The organism is Microbacterium sp. UBA837 (assembly GCF_002296025.1).
Taxonomy (GTDB): Bacteria; Actinomycetota; Actinomycetes; order Actinomycetales; family Microbacteriaceae; genus Microbacterium.
On the sequence record NZ_DBHD01000039.1, the window covers coordinates 1 to 16,689 of the forward strand.

Genomic DNA, 16,689 nt, shown 5'->3' on the forward strand with positions numbered 1-16,689 from the left:
TGCCGGTTCCCGACGGCCTCGACGGTGCGCGGGTCGATGCCGGCATCGCCAAGATGCTCGGATTCTCGCGTACCTTCGCCGCCGAGGTCGCCGAATCCGGAGGCATCAGTGAAGGTGGCAGAGCTCTCGGCAAGTCGGACCGGCTGACGGCGGGAACCGTTCTCGAGGTCGAATGGACCGACCGTCGTGAGCCCGAGGTGATCCCCGTCGTCGTTCCGGGTTTTGGCATCGTGTACGACGATGACGACATCGTGGTGGTCGACAAGCCGGCGGGTGTGGCAGCCCATCCCTCGGTGGGGTGGGAAGGCCCGACGGTGCTTGGCGCACTCGCAGCTGCGGGGTTCCAGATCGCGACCAGCGGCGCACCCGAGCGGCAGGGCGTCGTTCACCGCCTGGACGTCGGCACCAGTGGACTCATGGTCGTGGCCAAGTCCGAGCACGCCTACGGCGTCTTGAAGGCTGCGTTCAAGGATCGCACCGTCGATAAGATCTACCACGCGGTAGTTCAGGGCCATCCCGACCCGCTCGCCGGTACGATCGACGCTCCCATCGGGCGTCATCCCTCGCACTCCTGGAAGTTCGCGGTCACCCGCGACGGCAAGCCCTCGATCACTCACTACGAGACCATCGAGGCCTTTCCCGGAGCCTCACTGTTGGAAATCCACCTGGAGACCGGGCGGACCCACCAGATCCGTGTCCACATGGCAGCACACCGGCATCCGTGCGTCGGCGATCCGCTCTACGGCGCCGACCCCACGATCTCAGAGCGGCTGGGCCTGACCCGCCAATGGCTGCATGCGCGCACGCTTGCCTTCGCGCACCCCGCAACCCGCGAGTGGGTCTCGTTCGACTCGCCCTATGCGCCTGATCTCGCTCATGCCCTCGCGATCCTCCGCGGCGAGGAGCTGGATTGAGCCCTGCAGCTTCCGAGGACCTCAGAAGCTGCCGAGAAGATCGAGCCGCAGCTGGGCCGTGACCGCGATCAGAGCGTAGTCCAGCACGGTGGCAAGCAACGCCCACGAGAAGATCACGCTTCCCACGCGCCGCGCCGCAGGCGCTTCGGTCCACACTCCGTCGCGCAGCATCCAGCCTGTGGTGAACCAGAAGAGCGGAATCGTGACGAGCCAGATGATCATGCACCAGGGACACAACGATCCGTAGACGAAGATGCTCTGGAATGCGAAGTAGTGCACGAGAACGAACGCCCCGGCAACGAAGATGCCGTACGTCCGCCAGTACCACCGACGAAGGCCGGATGGTGATGCCAGCTCGCTGACGCCGGCGTAGACGGGGCCCAGGAACAGCACCATGCCCGCTATCGAGTTGCTGAATCCGAGGATGTTGCCGCCGGGGGAGAGCAGGTTGGGGCCGCACGTGACCAACACACCCCACTGACACGAGATGATCGCATCCGCGCCGGTGAGCTGACCGATGTACTCCAGGTAGAGCAGGAACGCGACGATGGCGCCGAGGATCCCGCCGACGATCCAGAAGACGGCGAGGGCAACGGTGGGTCGGTGCAGGGCCACCCGCCCATTGTCGGTACCGGTCAGGGCGCTGCGTCGACGGCCGAGCCGGACTTAATCAGGCAGAGGGAGGCTGCGCGTCGCTGCCGCCTGTCACGAACCGAGCCTCGCCGTGATCCGGCGTTGCCGCAGCGATGCGAGCGCGCATGTCGGCATCCACGTCGCCCAGGGCATCGAGCGGGTACCAGGCGACCTCCGTCATCTCGCCGTCGACGGGAACCGGGTCGCCCGAAATCCATGTGCACCGGAAAGTGAGGTCGAGGTAGTCGCTCTGGTCCCCGTTGGCGTAGGTGATCCTCGGGATCTGATGCACCCACGCGAGCCGATCGGCACGGATGACGACACCGGCCTCTTCGGCAGCCTCCCGCACCGCGGCATCCGCCGGCTCTTCGCCCGGATCGACGATGCCGGTGATCGGGGTCAGGGCGTGATTATCGGAGCGACGGCCCAGCAGGACCTCACCGCCGCGGATGATGACAGCGGTGACGCCGACGAGGGGGAGCGGGCGGGTGCCGACGAATCGGCGCAGCTCAAGGATGAAGTCGGGAGTTGGCACACGGCAACCGTAGCCGCCTCGGCGGGCCAGGCGAGCCGGCGTCCGAGCCCGAACGTAGACTCTCGGCATGGCGTCCGACTCCTTCGTCCACCTGCACGTCCACAGCGAGTATTCGATGCTCGATGGAGCCGCCCGGATCGGCGCGATGGTGCAGGAGGCTGCAGCCCAGGGGTCGCCGGCGATCGCCGTCACCGACCACGGAAACACCTTTGCGGCCTTCGAGTTCTACAAGGCGGCGAAGGATGCCGGCATCAAGCCGATCATCGGCATCGAAGCGTATGTGACGCCAGGCACGCACCGGTCCGAGAAGTCGCGGGTGCGGTGGGGGTCACCCGAGCAGAGCGACGACGACGTCTCGGGCTCGGGCGCGTATACCCACATGACGCTGCTGTCGGAGACGACAGCCGGGATGCACAATCTGTTCCGACTCTCATCGAAGGCCTCGATGGAGGGGTACTACTTCAAGCCCCGCATGGACCGGGAGCTTCTGGAGACCTACTCGAAGGGCCTGATCGCGACCACCGGATGCCCCTCCGGCGAGGTGCAGACCCGGTTGCGCCTGGGCCAATACGATGCGGCGCGCGCGGCCGCCGCGGAGTTCCAAGACATCTTCGGCAAAGAGAACTACTTCGCCGAGATCATGGATCACGGTCTCGACATCGAGCGTCGGGTGATGACCGACCTGCTGCGGATCGCGAAAGACCTCGATATTCCGCTCCTCGCGACCAACGACTCGCACTACACACACCAGCATGACTCGAACAGTCATGCAGCCCTGCTCTGCGTGCAGTCGGGCTCGACGCTGGATGACCCGAAGCGGTTCAAGTTCGACGGCGACGGCTACTACATCCGTACGCCGGCCGAGATGCGCCAGATTTTTCGGCAGCATCCCGACGCCTGTGACAACACGCTGCTGATCGCCGAGCGCTGTGAGGTCGAGTTCAACACCAGCGCCAACTACATGCCCCGCTTCCCCGTGCCCGACGGCGAGACCGAGGAGAGCTGGTTCGTCAAAGAGGTCGAGGCCGGCCTCGAGGAGCGGTACCCGGCGGGGATCCCCGACGAGGTCCGCAAGCAGGCCGAATACGAGGTCGGCGTCATCGTGCAGATGGGGTTCCCGGGCTACTTCCTCGTCGTCGCCGACTTCATCAACTGGGCAAAGCGCAACGGCATCCGCGTCGGCCCGGGCCGTGGATCGGGCGCGGGTTCGATGGCTGCCTATGCCATGCGCATCACCGACCTCGACCCCCTGCAGCACGGCCTCATCTTCGAGCGGTTCCTCAATCCCGACCGCGTCTCGATGCCCGACTTCGATGTCGACTTCGATGACCGTCGCCGCGGTGAAGTCATCCAGTACGTCACCGAGAAGTACGGTGACGACCGGGTGGCGCAGATCGTGACGTACGGCACGATCAAGGCGAAGCAGGCCCTGAAGGATGCCGGTCGCGTGCTCGGATTCCCCTTCAGCATGGGCGAGCGCCTCACCAAGGCCATGCCGCCGGCGGTCATGGGCAAGGACGTGCCGCTGACCGACATGTTCAACAAGGATCACCCCCGCTACAAGGAGGCGGGGGAGTTTCGCACTCTCATCGAGACCGACCAGGAAGCCAAGACGGTCTTCGACACGGCGGTGGGCCTCGAGAACCTGAAGCGCCAGTGGGGTGTGCACGCAGCCGGTGTCATCATGTCGAGCGAACCGCTCATCGACATCATCCCGATCATGCGCCGTGAGCAGGACGGCCAGATCGTCACGCAGTTCGACTACCCGTCGTGTGAGTCGCTCGGCCTGATCAAGATGGACTTCCTGGGGCTTCGCAACCTCACGATCATCAACGATGCGCTCGACAACATCGAAGCCAACCGCGGTGAGCCCCTCGTCCTCGAGGAGCTCGACCTCGACGACCGGGCATCGTACGAGTTGCTCGCCCGCGGCGACACCCTCGGGGTGTTCCAGCTCGACGGCGGTCCGATGCGGTCCCTTCTTCGCCTCATGAAGCCCGACAACTTCGAGGACATCTCGGCAGTCCTCGCGCTGTACCGCCCGGGTCCGATGGGCGTGAACTCGCACATCAACTACGCCCTGCGCAAGAACAAGCAGCAAGAGATCGAGCCGATTCACAAAGAGCTCGAAGAGCCCCTCGCCGACATTCTCGACACGACCTACGGGCTCATCGTCTATCAGGAGCAGGTGATGGCCGTAGCCCAACGGGTCGCCGGCTACACACTCGGTCAGGCCGACCTGCTGCGCCGCGCGATGGGCAAGAAGAAGAAGTCCGAGCTCGACAAGCAGAAAGAGGTCTTCTTCGGCGGCATGACCGAGCGCGGGTTCTCGGATGCCGCGCAGCAGACCCTGTGGAAGGTGCTCGAGTCGTTCGCCGACTACGCCTTCAACAAGGCGCACACCGCCGCCTACGGGCTCGTGTCGTACTGGACCGCCTACCTGAAGGCCCACTATCCCGCGGAGTACATGGCAGCGCTCCTCACGAGCGTGGCCGACTCGAAAGACAAGATGGCGATCTACCTCAACGAGTGCCGACGGATGGGCATTCGGGTGCTGCCCCCCGATGTGAACGAGTCGATCCGCTACTTCGCGGCAGTCGGTGACGACATCCGCTTCGGGCTCGGCGCCGTGCGCAACGTCGGAGCTAACGTCGTCGAGGCCATCGTACAGTCGCGCGTGGATGAGCCCTTCGTGTCGTTCCACGACTTTCTCGCTCGGGTGCCGGTCTCGGTAGCGAACAAGCGAACGGTGGAGTCGCTGATCAAGGCCGGCGCGTTCGACACGCTCGGTGCGACCCGGCGCGCTCTGCTGGAGATCCACGAGGATGCCACCGAGCAGGCTGTGCTCGACAAGCGCCGCGAAGCCAACGGCGAGGTCGGGTTCGACTTCGATTCGCTGTGGGGAGCGGACGAACCGCAACAGGTCAACAAGGTTCCCGACCGCCCGGAGTGGACGAAGAAAGACAAGCTGGCTTTCGAACGCGAAATGCTGGGGCTCTACGTCTCGGACCATCCGCTCGCCGGCCTCGAGGTGCCCCTCGCCAAACACGCGTCGATCAACATCCATGACCTGCTGGCCTCCGAAGACCTGGCTGACGGCGATCAGGTGACCATTGCGGGCCTGGTGACGAGTGTGCAGCATCGCGTCGCCAAGTCCAGCGGCAATCCGTACGGCATGATCACCGTCGAGGACTTCGACGGCGAGATCACCGTCATGTTCATGGGAAAGACCTACACGGAGTTCCAGTCGATGCTGCAGGCCGACTCGATCCTCGTGGTCCGCGGACGCGTCTCTCGGCGCGACGACGGCATGAACCTTCACGCGCAGGCGGCGTTCTCACCCGACCTCGGCTCCGTCGACGAATCCGGACCGCTCGTGCTCGTGATTCCCGAGCAGCGGGCCACCGAAGCGGTCATCGGCGATCTCGCCGACTGCCTACGCCGTCACCGGGGAGACACGGAGGTGACGCTGCGCCTCCACAAGGCAGGCGTGGCGAAGGTCTTCGAGGTACCGCATCCGGTGAGCGTCACTGCCGACCTGTACGGCGAACTCAAGGGTCTCCTCGGCCCGCAGTGCCTCGGGTAGCTCCGCCCCGTACGGCGACCGAACTGCGTTCGGGCGATGCATGCCCTGGGCGCTTCACGCCTCGCGCGAGCGATAGCGTAGATGGATGCTTCGCACCCTTGATCTGCGCGGGCAATCCCTGTCGCCCGCAGAGCTGCTCGCCGCCGTCCCTCGCGCGACCGCAGCCCGTTCCGAGGCGCTCGCGACCGCCGCGCGCCTCGTCGATGACGTCGCCTCGCGCGGCGAGGCGGCGCTGCGCGAGCAGGCCGAACAGTTCGACGGGGTGACCGGTCACGACATCCGTGTTCCAGCCTCGCACCTCGACGAGGCTCTCGAGCAGCTCGATCCTGCGGTTCGCGCGGCGCTCGAGCAGGCCATCGACCGCGTGAGGGCTGCCTCGGCCGTGCAGGTTCCGCCGCCGACCACCACGACGCTGGCCCCAGGAGCTCTCGTTCACCAGCGGTGGCAACCGGTGCGCCGGGTCGGGGTGTATGTGCCGGGCGGCAAGGCGGTGTACCCCTCCAGTGTCGTGATGAACGTCGTGCCGGCCCAGGCGGCCGGCGTCAAGCAGATCGCTCTCGCGTCCCCGCCCCAGCGGGGAGAGGACGGGCGAGTCCACCCGGTGATTCTTGCCGCCGCGAAACTCCTCGGGGTCACCGAGGTGTACGCGATGGGCGGCGCCGGTGCGATCGGTGCATTCGCCTACGGGGCCGCGAGCCTGGGCCTCGATCCGGTGGATGTCGTGACGGGACCGGGGAACAACTTCGTGGCGGCAGCAAAACGCGCCGTAGCCGGTCGCGTCGGCACCGACTCGGAGGCAGGCGCGACCGAGATCCTCATCGTCGCCGACGACACCGCCGATCCGCGGCTTGTCGCTGCCGACCTCATCAGCCAGGCCGAGCACGACGAGCAGGCATCCGCGGTTCTCGTGACCACGTCGATGGGCCTGGCCGACGCTGTGCAGGCAGAGATCGGCGGGCTGGCCGCGCAGACTCTCCACGCCGCACGCATCGAGGTGGCGCTGACGGGACCGCAGTCCGCGATCGTGCTCGTCGACGACCTCGACGCCGCCGTCGACTTCTCGAACGCGTACGCTCCCGAACACCTCGAGTTGCACCTTGCCGACCCCGCTGCGCACCGGTTCGTGCACGCCGGGGCAGTCTTCGTCGGTCCCTATTCGCCGGTGAGCCTGGGTGACTACCTCGCGGGGAGCAATCACGTGCTCCCCACCGGCGGGCAAGCACGATATGCCGCAGGGCTATCGGCCTCGACGTTCTTGCGCCCGCAGCAGGTGATCGAGTATGACCGGGACGCCCTCGCGGAAGTCTCTGACGCCATCGTGGCGCTTGCGACCGCCGAAGTGCTCCCCGCGCACGGTGAAGCCGTTCGCGCGCGCTTCACCGCGTAGTCTGGGGCTGCTATGCACTGCCCTTTCTGCCGTCACCCCGACTCGCGCGTGATCGACTCCCGCACCAGCGACGACGGTCTCAGCATCCGTCGGCGCCGTCAATGCCCCGAGTGCGGTGGTCGCTTCTCGACCATCGAGACCGCGAGCCTGAACGTCATCAAGCGCTCAGGCGTGATCGAACCATTCAGTCGCGAAAAGGTCATGTCGGGGGTGCGCAAGGCCTGTCAGGGGCGCCCCGTGACCGAGGGCGATCTTGCCGTACTGGCCCAGACGGTCGAGGAGGCGGTTCGACAGACCGGATCGTCGCAGGTCGACACGAATGAGATCGGCCTGGCGATCCTCGGGCCACTCCGCGAACTCGACCAAATCGCTTATCTCCGGTTCGCGAGCGTGTATCAGGCGTTCGATTCGTTGGAGGATTTTGAGTCGGCGATCGCACAGTTGCGCGCGGATCATCAACGCCTGGCATCCGACCTCGAGGAGTAAGCATGTACCCGTGGCTGTTTCGCACGTTCCTCTCGAGGATGGATCCGGAGACAGCACATCACGCGGCGATGCTCGTCATCCGGCTGCTCGGTTTCCCGCCGTTCTCGTGGGTGGCGCGGGCCCTCACCAAGCCTGATCCGTCGCTGCGCGTGCAGACGCTCGGATTGACCTTCGACGCGCCGTTCGGTGTCGCGGCCGGGTTCGACAAGGATGCCGTGGGCGTCGACGGTCTGCACGCTCTCGGTTTCGGGCATGTCGAGGTCGGCACCGTGACCGCGATCCCGCAGACCGGAAACCCGAAGCCGCGCCTGTTCCGCCTCATCCCGGATCGCGCTGTCGTCAACCGCATGGGGTTCAACAATCACGGGTCGTACGCCGCGGCGGGTCGGCTCGAACGCGCTCGTCGTCGGCGTCACCGCACGGTCCTGGGCGTCAACATCGGCAAGAGCCGCATCGTGGATGTCGAAAACGCGGTAGTCGACTACGTCACGAGCACGCGGCTTCTCGCGCCCGTGGCCGACTACCTCGTGGTCAATGTGTCGTCGCCGAACACCCCGGGTCTGCGGAGCCTGCAGGCAGTCGAGTCGCTAAGGCCCCTGCTGACCGCGGTGAAGGATGCCGCTGAAGATACCCCCCTGCTCGTCAAGATCGCGCCCGATCTCTCTGATGACGACATCCGCGATGTCACGGCCCTGGCGCTCGAACTGGGCCTGCAGGGCATCGTCGCCACGAACACGACAATCGCGCGCGATGACCTCGGGCTGGTCACCGACCCGGCGGTGGTCACGGCAGCCGGCGCTGGTGGGCTGTCGGGAAAGCCACTCGCTCCGCGCGCCCTCGAGGTGCTGCGTCTCGTTCGCTCCCTGGTGCCTGACAGTTTCTGCGTCATCTCGGCCGGTGGTGTCGAGACTGCTGCCGACGTCCGCGAAAGGCTGGATGCCGGCGCAACTCTGGTGCAGGGATACACCGGGTTTCTGTACCGAGGGCCGCTCTGGGCGCGGCAGATCAACCGGGGGCTTGTCCGCGCATGAGGGGCATCTGCCCCGAAGACTTAGGAAGCCCTAACTTCCTCGGGAATGCGGGGGACCTCCTCGGATATACTCCCGACAGCACAACACCGGCATTCGCGTCGTCGAGTGCTTCAGCGCGGCCGTCGCGCCATGGGAAGGAACCTCTGTGATCGAACGTCACATCAAGCCCGAAGTCGCCGCGATCTTCATCGATGTCGCCCGAGGCCGTCGGGGTATCTACTCCGATGACGCAGCCTTCGAGGAGCTGCTCGCCGAGGCGAAGGCAGCATTCGAAGCGGCCGACCCCGAGACCGTCGAGATCATCCGCCAGTTCGCGCGGGCCGAGGTCCCGGACGGGGGAGTACTCTTCCATGGCCTCACCGTCGATCAGGACGACATGGGTGAGAGCCCGCGGGACCCGGTTGCGTTCGAGGGTAAGGATCGTGACCCCGTGACGGAGGCCGCACTGTTGGCGTTTGCCTCGGTGGCCGGCGAGGTCTTCTCGTTCGCCCGTCAGCACCGCGGTGCGCTCATCCAGAACGTCACACCGATCCCCGGCCACGAGTACGACGCCGTGGGAACGGGAAGCCGGAGCTTGCTCGACTGGCACTCGGAGGATGCCTTCGACGACGCCCCGCAGTTCGTCGGCCTCTTCTGCGTCCGGGGTGATGAGCGCGTGCAGACGGCGCTGGCGCCGGTCGACCGTATCGACCTGTCGGCCGAGGATGAGGCGGTCCTCCGTCAACCGCGCTTCATGCACGGCATCGACAAGGCATCCGGCGGAACGGGTCGTCCCGAAGACGGTGTCCAGGGCGCAGCGCTCTACGGCGAGGACGGCAAGCGTTTCGTCCGCATCGACATGGACTGCGCCGCCGCCGTCACCGGCGATGACGAAGCTGCCGCGGCGCTCCAGGCCTTCCACGACGGCGCCGACAAGGAGGGCATCTATGTGACCCTCGGTGCCGGCGACATCCTGCTGTTCGACAACCGTCGCGTCATGCACGCGCGGACCCCCTTCGAACCCCGCTACGACGGCACCGACCGCTGGCTGCAGCGCGTCATCATCACCGATGACCTCGGACGCTCCGCCGACCGCCGCATCAACCACCACCGTGTGGTGGAAAACGAGCTGGTAGGCGCCTGACATTCGCTGATCGCACGCGGCCGGCGCCCCGACGGGTGCCGGCCGACGTGTGAGGGCAGCACCCTTCGGAAAGAGAGAGCGATGGCATCGCGAGGACTCGGTTCGCGCTTCGGTTACATGGTGGCCCGGTTGAAGGTCATCGACCTCCCCTCGGTCATCGAGCGCGCCCGCGAGGTATCAGCCCAGTTCCACAAGTGGACCCCAGCGGTGGTCGTGGACATGTTCTGGCAGGCGACCTTCCACCAGGTCGGCTTTCAGGACTATGTCGACTACGATTTCGCGATCCTGAACCGGCGCGAGCGGCGCACGATGATGACGCATCCGCACTCGAACAAGTACTCGTACACGTTCGATGATCCTGAGTACCGCGGGATCTTCTACGACAAGTGGGAGTTCGACCGCGTCTTCTCGGAGTACCTCGGTCGTGACTGGATGATGGTCACCGACGACAACGTCGACGAACTGCGCGCTTTCGGTGAGGCACATCCCGTGCTCATCACCAAGAAGCAGGCGGGTCGCTCGGGGGCTGCCATCAACCGGTATTACTCGACCGAGATCGAGGACTGGGCAGACTTCCACGCGCAGCTGCGCGAGCGCGGTGAGCTGCTGATCGAAGAGAACATCGTGCAGCATCCCGATGTCGCCGCCGTCTGTGCCGGCACGGTCAACTCGACCCGCGTCGCTGCGTTCTTCGACGGCGAGAAGACCCACATCCTCGCGATCGCGCAGAAGTTCGGTCGCGGTCAGGTCGCAGACCAGATGGACTTCGGCGGCTTCTACACGATGCTCGACCCCGAGACCGGAGCCTCGCTCGGCGACGGCTACGACTCGCACGGACACGTGCACAAGCTCCACCCCGATTCGGGCTACCCGATCGCTGATTTCCAGCTGCCGATGTTCGATGAGGTCATCGCCTTCGTCGACAAGGTCGCCCGTCACGTCCCGCAGGTGAAGTACGTCGGGTGGGACATCGCCGTGACCCCCGACGGCCCCGTGCTCATCGAGGGCAACTGGGCCACGGGCGTCTACGAGAACAAGCCGAGCGTGCTCGGCATCCGTACCGGACACCGCCCTCGATACCAGAAGGCGATGGGCTTTTGATCAGTCCGACCGGGCCGCGCGTCCGGCTGAGTAGCTCGGCGCTTGTCGCCGGCGCCGGCCGGGCGATCGAGGCCGGGGGAGCGGATGCCGTTCCCGACCTCCGTCGCGATGCTTACGGCCACGGCGTGCAGTTCGTCGCTGAGACTCTGGCGCGGGTCGGCATCCGTGCGGCGATGCTCGACGCTGAATCCGTCGATGCGGCTCAGAGCATGGGGATCGCCCCGGCCGCGGACGCTCCTACGCTGGACCCCGCCGTGATCTTCGGTCTCCCCGGTGCCTCCGAGGACCCCGCCAGGCCGGTCATGAGCCTTCTCGGCTCCGTGCTCTCGATCAAGGCTCTGCGCGCCGGCGAGGGAGTCTCGTACAACTACACGCATATTGCCCCGCGGGACACACGGATCGCGCTCGTCTCAGGCGGGTTCGGCCAGGGGGTGGCGCGCTCGCTCGGCAACCAGGTCTCGGTCGAGGTGCGGGGTGCCCTGTATCCCATTGTCGGCCGGGTCGCGATGGATGTCTGTGTCGTGGACATCGGTGACGCCGACATCGCGCGCGGTGACGAGGTCATCTACTTCGGCGGCGACGGCCCGGCTGGTCCGGCGCTGGCCACGTGGGGGGCGGCATCCGGACTCACTGCTGCCGAACTCGTCTGTGCGCTGGGCCTGCGGCTACCGCGGGAGGTGGTCGCTTGAGCGCGCGGATGGTCGTGGACCTCGGTCGGATCCTCGCCGACATCGACGTGCTGCGGGGGCGCATCGCGCCGGCCGAGTACATGCTTGTTGTCAAGAACGACGCCTACGGCCACGGCGTCGATCGTGTCGTCGCCGCCGCTGCAGCTCACGGCGTGCGCTGGTTCGGGGCCTTCGACGTGCCGATGGGTGTCCGCACGAGAGCTGCCGCGGGCCCCGACGCTCGCGTCTTCTCGTGGGTGACGATCACCCAGCCCGAGATCGAGGTCGCGCTGGAGGCCGGCATCGAACTCGGCGTGGGTGATACCTCGTACCTCGAAGACATCGCGACGGTGTCGGCGGGGCGGGAAGCTCCGGTGCACATCAAGATCGACACCGGACTTCACCGCAACGGCGTCAGGCCGGAGGCGTGGCCGGCGTTCGTCACCCGGGCCGCGGAGCTCGAGGAAAGCGGCGACATCCGGGTCGTCGGAATCTGGAGCCACATCGCCGAAACCAGCGACGAGGACGACGATCTGTCCCGTGCCGCGTTCCTCGAGGCGATCAGGATTGCCGAGGACGTGGGCCTGCGCCCTCAGGTTCGCCACCTCGCAGCCAGTGCGGCGGCTTTCGCACGGCCGGAGTTCCGGTTCGACCTCGTCCGCTTCGGTGCCTTCAGCTACGGCATCCGTTCGACGGGCGGCCCCGAGCTGGAGGGAATCGCGCCCGCGGCTACCCTGATCGCCACCGTGAGCGACGTCGGAGACTCTGCCGTCGCGGTCTCCTACGGGTATCTGGACGGCCTGCCGTCGACGCTCGCGGGTCGGATGTCGGTGGGAACTCCCGCTGGCCCGCGTCTCGTCCGCGAGATCGGCCCGGCGACGATGCTGATCGACCCATGGCCAGGCGCCGCTGTCGAGGATGAGGTCTACCTCTTCGGCCCCGGAACGCGCGGCGAGTCCAGTGTGACGACTCTCGCGGAGGCGATCGGCACGGTCGGTGAAGAGATCATCGTCCGCGTCTCACCGCTCGTCCCGCGCATCTACATCTGATCCGAGGCACGCCCATGAGCGCGCGATCAGCGTCGCGCGGTGAGCGCAGCGGACGGGCACATGTCTCGACACCTGGCACCCCCGTGTAGCGGAGCGCGCCAAGCTGCTAGACCGATCTCAGGAGGGGTACTGGCCCCGGCGAACCTGGGCCTTGGGTAGGCGCATGAAGCGCATCTGGACGCTGCGCATCGAGGCGTACCAGCCGAGCCCCTTCTCGACCTTGCTTGCGCCGAACTTGTCGCTCACGGCGCGCTTGACGCGGATCGACGTGATGATCATGTCGCCGATCACGAAGAAGATGAACACCCACAGCGCCACGAACGCCCAGTACTGGATGAAGTTCAGCGGAATGAAGGTTGCGACGATGACCACGACCATCGCGGGCATGACTGCCTCGCCCAGGTGCCAACCGGCGTCCACGAAATCGCGGGCGAACTTGCGCTGCGGTCCCTGATCGCGCGCGGGCAGGTACTTCTGCTCACCGTTGGCCATGCCGATGCGGGCGCGTTCCCGGGCTGATGCGAGCTCGGCCTTGCGCTGCGCCTTCGCTTCCTTCGTGTCGGGAACGAGCGGGCGCTTGCGTGCAGCCTCCTGCTCGGCGCGGCTCGGAGTCGCCTTTCCCTTGCCGACGGTCGACGTCGACGCGTCCTTCGGTGCCTCGGGGGCGGGGGTCTTGGCCACGATGATCCTCGCTGTCGCGTTACGGGTAGTCCTTAAGATTACCCGCATGAGTGATATCGCCTCCCGTTCCGATGCTGTCCGTGACGCCGCCGAGACCGGCATCCCCCGTGCGCTGGCGGATTTGGGCGATCTGGTGCGGATTCCCTCGATCGCCTGGCCATCGATGGATCAGCAGCAACTCGTACGCAGCGCAGAGGCAGTGGCTGCCCTGGTCGAAGGCACGGGAGTGTTCGATGCCGTGACCATCAAGCGGGCAGCGATTCCCGGCACGGAGGAGTTCGGGCAGCCTGCCGTGCTCGCGACACGTGCAGCGAGGAACGGTCGCCCGACCGTCCTGCTGTACGCCCATCACGACGTCCAGCCCGTCGGTGACGAGGCGCTGTGGGAGACCCCGCCGTTCCAACCCACGGTTCGGGAGGGCCGGCTCTACGGTCGTGGCGCCGCCGACGACAAGGCCGGGATCATGGCGCACATCGGTGCGATCCGTGCACTTGTCGAGGCGCTGGGTCCCGACTTCGACCTCGGTCTCGCCCTGTTCATCGAGGGGGAGGAGGAGTACGGCTCGCGCTCGTTCGCGCAGTTCCTCAGCGACAACGCCGACGCGCTTCGCGCCGATGTGATCGTTGTCGCGGACTCGGGCAACTGGGACGACCGAACCCCCGGGTTGACGGTCTCGCTGCGCGGCAACGCGCGCTTCTCGATGCGGGTGCGCACGCTCGATCACGCATCCCACTCGGGAATGTTCGGGGGAGCGGTGCCCGACGCCATGCTCGCCACGGTCACGCTGCTGGCCACGCTCTGGGACGCCGACGGATCGGTCGGCGTCGAGGGCCTGAGCTCGCGCGAGGCCGAGACCCCTGAGTACAGCGAGAGCACCCTGCGCTCGGAGACGGGCCTGCTCGACGGGGTGAGCCCGATCGGCGCGGGATCGATCATCGGGCGGATCTGGAACAAGCCGTCGGTCACCGTGATCGGCATCGACGCCACCGATGTCGCCTCGGCCTCCAACACGCTCGCTCCGGAGGTGACCGTCGTCATCAGCGCGCGCGTCGCGCCCGGGCAGTCCGCGGCGGACGCCTACGCAGCGCTGAAGGCACACCTTCGCGCCCACGCGCCGTTCGGGGCTCGGCTGGAGTTCTTCGATGTCGACCTCGGCAACCCGTTCCTCGTCGACACGACAGGATGGGCGGTCCAGGATGCCCGCGAGGCACTCACCGAGGGGTACGGCGTCGATCCGGTCGATATCGGGGTGGGCGGATCGATCCCGTTCATCGCGGACCTGGTCCGCGAGTTCCCGGGCGCGCAGATCCTGGTCACGGGTGTGGAGGATCCGCACTCCCGGGCGCACAGTCCCAACGAGTCACTCCACCTCGAGACCTTCCGGCATGCGCTGATCTCCGAGGCGCTGCTGCTGGAGAAGCTGGACGCGCGCACGCTCTGACCCGCCCGCATTTCCGCCGTCCTCGCCGAGAGCGGGCGTAGAATTTCAGCATCCGCCCCGACGGCTTCAGCCGATAAGGAGAGTCATGACCGACACCGCACTGACCACGGACCAGACCGCCCGCGAGCACGGCGTCGCGCTCACCGACGCCGCCGCCGCAAAAGTCAAGAACCTGCTCGACCAGGAGGGCCGCGATGACCTCCGTCTCCGCGTGGCTGTCCAGCCCGGCGGATGCAGCGGACTCATCTACCAGCTGTACTTCGACGAGCGGTATCTCGACGGAGACAAGACCGTCGACTTCGAGGGCGTGGAAGTCATCGTCGACGACATGAGCGTCCCGTACCTGGACGGCGCAACCATCGACTTCAAGGACACGATCTCGGAGCAGGGCTTCACGATCGACAACCCGAACGCGCAGGGCAGCTGCGCGTGCGGTGACAGCTTCCACTGACCCAGAAGCTTCAGCCTGCGAGAAGGCCGACCTTCAGTATCCCGAAAGTGCGTGGATGCTGAGTGGTTGGCCTCAAGCAGGTGTGAGCTTGCCCTAGACTGACCACAGTCACACTTCGCAACGTGGAAAGGTGCGCCTGTGCCATCCAAACGCCGACTCCGCTGGGTTCTTCTTCCGGTTGGTGCCGCCGCGGCCCTGGTGCTCGCAGGATGTACGCCGACGGAGCTGAACGGATTCCTTCCCGGCTTCGTCGAAGACGGAACTCCTGCGACCAACCACACCGAGATGATCTCGGGACTGTGGGTCAACTCGTGGATCGTGCTGCTGGCTGTCGGCGTCATCACGTGGGCGCTCATGGGGTGGGCCGCGATCGCCTACCGTCGCCGTAAGGGCCAGACCGGCCTGCCCGTGCAGCTGCGGTACAACATGCCGATCGAGATCTTCTACACGATCGTGCCGTTCATCCTCGTGATCGGTTTCTTCGCCTTCACGGCGCGGGACCAGGCGATCATCGAGACGCAGTACGAAGACCCGGACGTGTCGATCACCGCGATCGGCAAGCAGTGGGCGTGGGACTTCCAGTACAACGGTGACGAGGAAGACAACTCCGACGCCGTCTGGACGATGGGTATTCAGGCCCAGCCCGACAAGGCCGGCAACATCGACCAGGAGGCGCTGCCGACGCTGTACCTGCCGGTCGACCAGACCGTGCAGATCAAACTGCAGTCGCGGGATGTCATCCACTCGTTCTGGGTCGTCGACTTCCTCTACAAGAAGGACATGTACATCGGGAAGGACAACTACTGGTCCTTCACTCCGACCCGTGAGGGCACCTACGCAGGCCGCTGTGCGGAACTGTGCGGTGAGTACCACTCGATGATGCTCTTCACCGTCCAGGTCGTGAGCGCCGACGAGTACGAGGACTACCTCGCAAGTCTCGAGGCAAAGGGTCAGACCGGCGACATCAACGACGCATACGACCGCCTGCAGAACACGCCGAACGATCCCACGGATCCCTCGGTCCAGCAGTCAGATGAGGGGAACGAGTGATGGCCACCACGCTGCCGCTTCAGGACGCGGACTCGTCGCGCCCGCGCACTCTCCCGGCACGGCAGGCGGCGCTGATGTCGTCGTCGCGTGTCGAGCAGAAGGGCAACATCGTCGTCAAGTGGATCACCTCCACTGACCACAAGACGATCGGGTACATGTACCTGATCGCTTCGTTCCTGTTCTTCCTGCTCGGCGGTGTGATGGCGCTCATCATCCGTGCGGAGCTGTTCGAACCCGGCATGCAGGTGCTGCCCACGAAGGAGCAGTACAACCAGTTGTTCACGATGCACGGCACGATCATGCTGCTGATGTTCGCGACTCCGCTGTTCGCCGGGTTTGCGAACGCCATTCTTCCCCTGCAGCTCGGTGCCCCCGACGTCGCGTTCCCGCGCCTGAACGCTTTCGCGTTCTGGTTGTTCCTGTTCGGGTCGATCATTGCGATCTCCGGCTTCCTGACCCCGCAGGGCGCGGCTTCCTTCGGCTGGTTCGCGTATCAACCACTCGCGAACGCATCCTTCTCACCAGGCGTCGGCGGTAATCTCTGGATGCTCGG

16 protein-coding genes are annotated in these 16,689 nt (G+C 66.1%); 13 read left to right on the plus strand and 3 right to left on the minus strand.

The genetic code is table 11. From position 1 onward, the window contains the following. The coding region (locus B3587_RS03045; protein ID WP_292726465.1) for an RluA family pseudouridine synthase at positions 1-914 on the plus strand (914 nt) is incomplete at its 5' end. A gap of 21 nt (positions 915-935) precedes the next feature. Here B3587_RS03045 and B3587_RS03050 read toward each other — a convergent pair. Continuing rightward, positions 936-1,529 carry a vitamin K epoxide reductase family protein gene (locus B3587_RS03050; protein ID WP_228178601.1) on the minus strand — a complete coding sequence of 198 codons (594 nt, stop codon included), beginning with the start codon at positions 1,527-1,529 and terminating at the stop codon, positions 936-938. Positions 1,530-1,584: 55 nt separating this feature from the next. Further along, positions 1,585-2,082, minus strand: a complete 498-nt coding sequence (locus B3587_RS03055) for an NUDIX hydrolase (protein WP_228178602.1) — start codon at positions 2,080-2,082, stop codon at positions 1,585-1,587. Positions 2,083-2,149: 67 nt separating this feature from the next. On the opposite strand from B3587_RS03055, the gene dnaE reads away from it, so the two are divergent. From dnaE to B3587_RS03095, 8 genes are all read left to right on the plus strand, one after another. Then, on the plus strand, positions 2,150-5,668 hold the full coding sequence (gene dnaE / locus B3587_RS03060) for a DNA polymerase III subunit alpha (RefSeq protein ID WP_228178603.1): 3,519 nt from the start codon (positions 2,150-2,152) through the stop codon (positions 5,666-5,668). A gap of 85 nt (positions 5,669-5,753) precedes the next feature. Beyond that, a complete protein-coding gene (hisD, locus tag B3587_RS03065) occupies positions 5,754-7,055 on the plus strand; it encodes a histidinol dehydrogenase (protein WP_228178604.1) in 1,302 nt (433 codons plus the stop codon). A gap of 12 nt (positions 7,056-7,067) precedes the next feature. After that, positions 7,068-7,541, plus strand: a complete 474-nt coding sequence (nrdR, locus tag B3587_RS03070) for a transcriptional regulator NrdR (RefSeq protein ID WP_228178605.1) — start codon at positions 7,068-7,070, stop codon at positions 7,539-7,541. A 2-nt stretch (positions 7,542-7,543) separates the two neighbouring features. Further along, positions 7,544-8,572, plus strand: coding sequence for a quinone-dependent dihydroorotate dehydrogenase (locus B3587_RS03075; protein ID WP_292726468.1), 1,029 nt, complete (start codon positions 7,544-7,546; stop codon positions 8,570-8,572). Between the two features lie 145 nt (positions 8,573-8,717). Next, entirely contained in the window at positions 8,718-9,695 is a 978-nt protein-coding gene (locus B3587_RS03080; protein WP_292726470.1) for a TauD/TfdA family dioxygenase, read from the plus strand. A gap of 81 nt (positions 9,696-9,776) precedes the next feature. Then, on the plus strand, positions 9,777-10,796 hold the full coding sequence (locus B3587_RS03085) for a sugar-transfer associated ATP-grasp domain-containing protein (RefSeq protein ID WP_228178608.1): 1,020 nt from the start codon (positions 9,777-9,779) through the stop codon (positions 10,794-10,796). Beyond that, a complete protein-coding gene (locus B3587_RS03090) occupies positions 10,793-11,485 on the plus strand; it encodes an alanine racemase C-terminal domain-containing protein (RefSeq protein WP_292726472.1) in 693 nt (230 codons plus the stop codon). The genes B3587_RS03085 and B3587_RS03090 overlap by 4 nt, the downstream gene beginning before the upstream one ends. After that, a complete protein-coding gene (locus tag B3587_RS03095) occupies positions 11,482-12,513 on the plus strand; it encodes an alanine racemase (RefSeq protein ID WP_292726474.1) in 1,032 nt (343 codons plus the stop codon). The genes B3587_RS03090 and B3587_RS03095 overlap by 4 nt, the downstream gene beginning before the upstream one ends. A gap of 117 nt (positions 12,514-12,630) precedes the next feature. Here B3587_RS03095 and B3587_RS03100 read toward each other — a convergent pair whose 3' ends face one another. Further along, the gene (locus tag B3587_RS03100) at positions 12,631-13,194 is read right to left on the minus strand and encodes a DUF3043 domain-containing protein (protein WP_292726476.1); all 564 of its coding nucleotides are present in this window, start codon (positions 13,192-13,194) and stop codon (positions 12,631-12,633) included. Between the two features lie 46 nt (positions 13,195-13,240). Between B3587_RS03100 and B3587_RS03105 the strand changes: the two genes are divergently transcribed. The 4 genes from B3587_RS03105 to B3587_RS03120 form a co-directional block, all read left to right on the plus strand. Continuing rightward, positions 13,241-14,635, plus strand: a complete 1,395-nt coding sequence (locus B3587_RS03105; RefSeq protein WP_228178612.1) for a dipeptidase — start codon at positions 13,241-13,243, stop codon at positions 14,633-14,635. A gap of 85 nt (positions 14,636-14,720) precedes the next feature. Beyond that, a complete protein-coding gene (gene erpA / locus B3587_RS03110; RefSeq protein ID WP_228178613.1) occupies positions 14,721-15,086 on the plus strand; it encodes an iron-sulfur cluster insertion protein ErpA in 366 nt (121 codons plus the stop codon). A gap of 138 nt (positions 15,087-15,224) precedes the next feature. Beyond that, on the plus strand, positions 15,225-16,136 hold the full coding sequence (coxB, locus tag B3587_RS03115; RefSeq protein ID WP_228178614.1) for a cytochrome c oxidase subunit II: 912 nt from the start codon (positions 15,225-15,227) through the stop codon (positions 16,134-16,136). After that, positions 16,136-16,689 (plus strand): cbb3-type cytochrome c oxidase subunit I (locus tag B3587_RS03120; RefSeq protein ID WP_292726478.1); only part of this gene is annotated, 554 nt, incomplete at its 3' end. The genes coxB and B3587_RS03120, both read left to right, overlap by 1 nt.

Bases quoted from the DNA above. Each gene is read 5' to 3' on its own strand.
- dnaE (WP_228178603.1), top strand. From the start codon at position 2,150: ATGGCGTCCGACTCCTTCGTCCACCTGCACGTCCACAGCGAGTATTCG.
- hisD (WP_228178604.1), top strand. From the start codon at position 5,754: ATGCTTCGCACCCTTGATCTGCGCGGGCAATCCCTGTCGCCCGCAGAG.
- nrdR (WP_228178605.1), top strand. From the start codon at position 7,068: ATGCACTGCCCTTTCTGCCGTCACCCCGACTCGCGCGTGATCGACTCC.
- B3587_RS03075 (WP_292726468.1), top strand. From the start codon at position 7,544: ATGTACCCGTGGCTGTTTCGCACGTTCCTCTCGAGGATGGATCCGGAG.
- B3587_RS03085 (WP_228178608.1), top strand. From the start codon at position 9,777: ATGGCATCGCGAGGACTCGGTTCGCGCTTCGGTTACATGGTGGCCCGG.
- B3587_RS03105 (WP_228178612.1), top strand. From the start codon at position 13,241: ATGAGTGATATCGCCTCCCGTTCCGATGCTGTCCGTGACGCCGCCGAG.
- erpA (WP_228178613.1), top strand. From the start codon at position 14,721: ATGACCGACACCGCACTGACCACGGACCAGACCGCCCGCGAGCACGGC.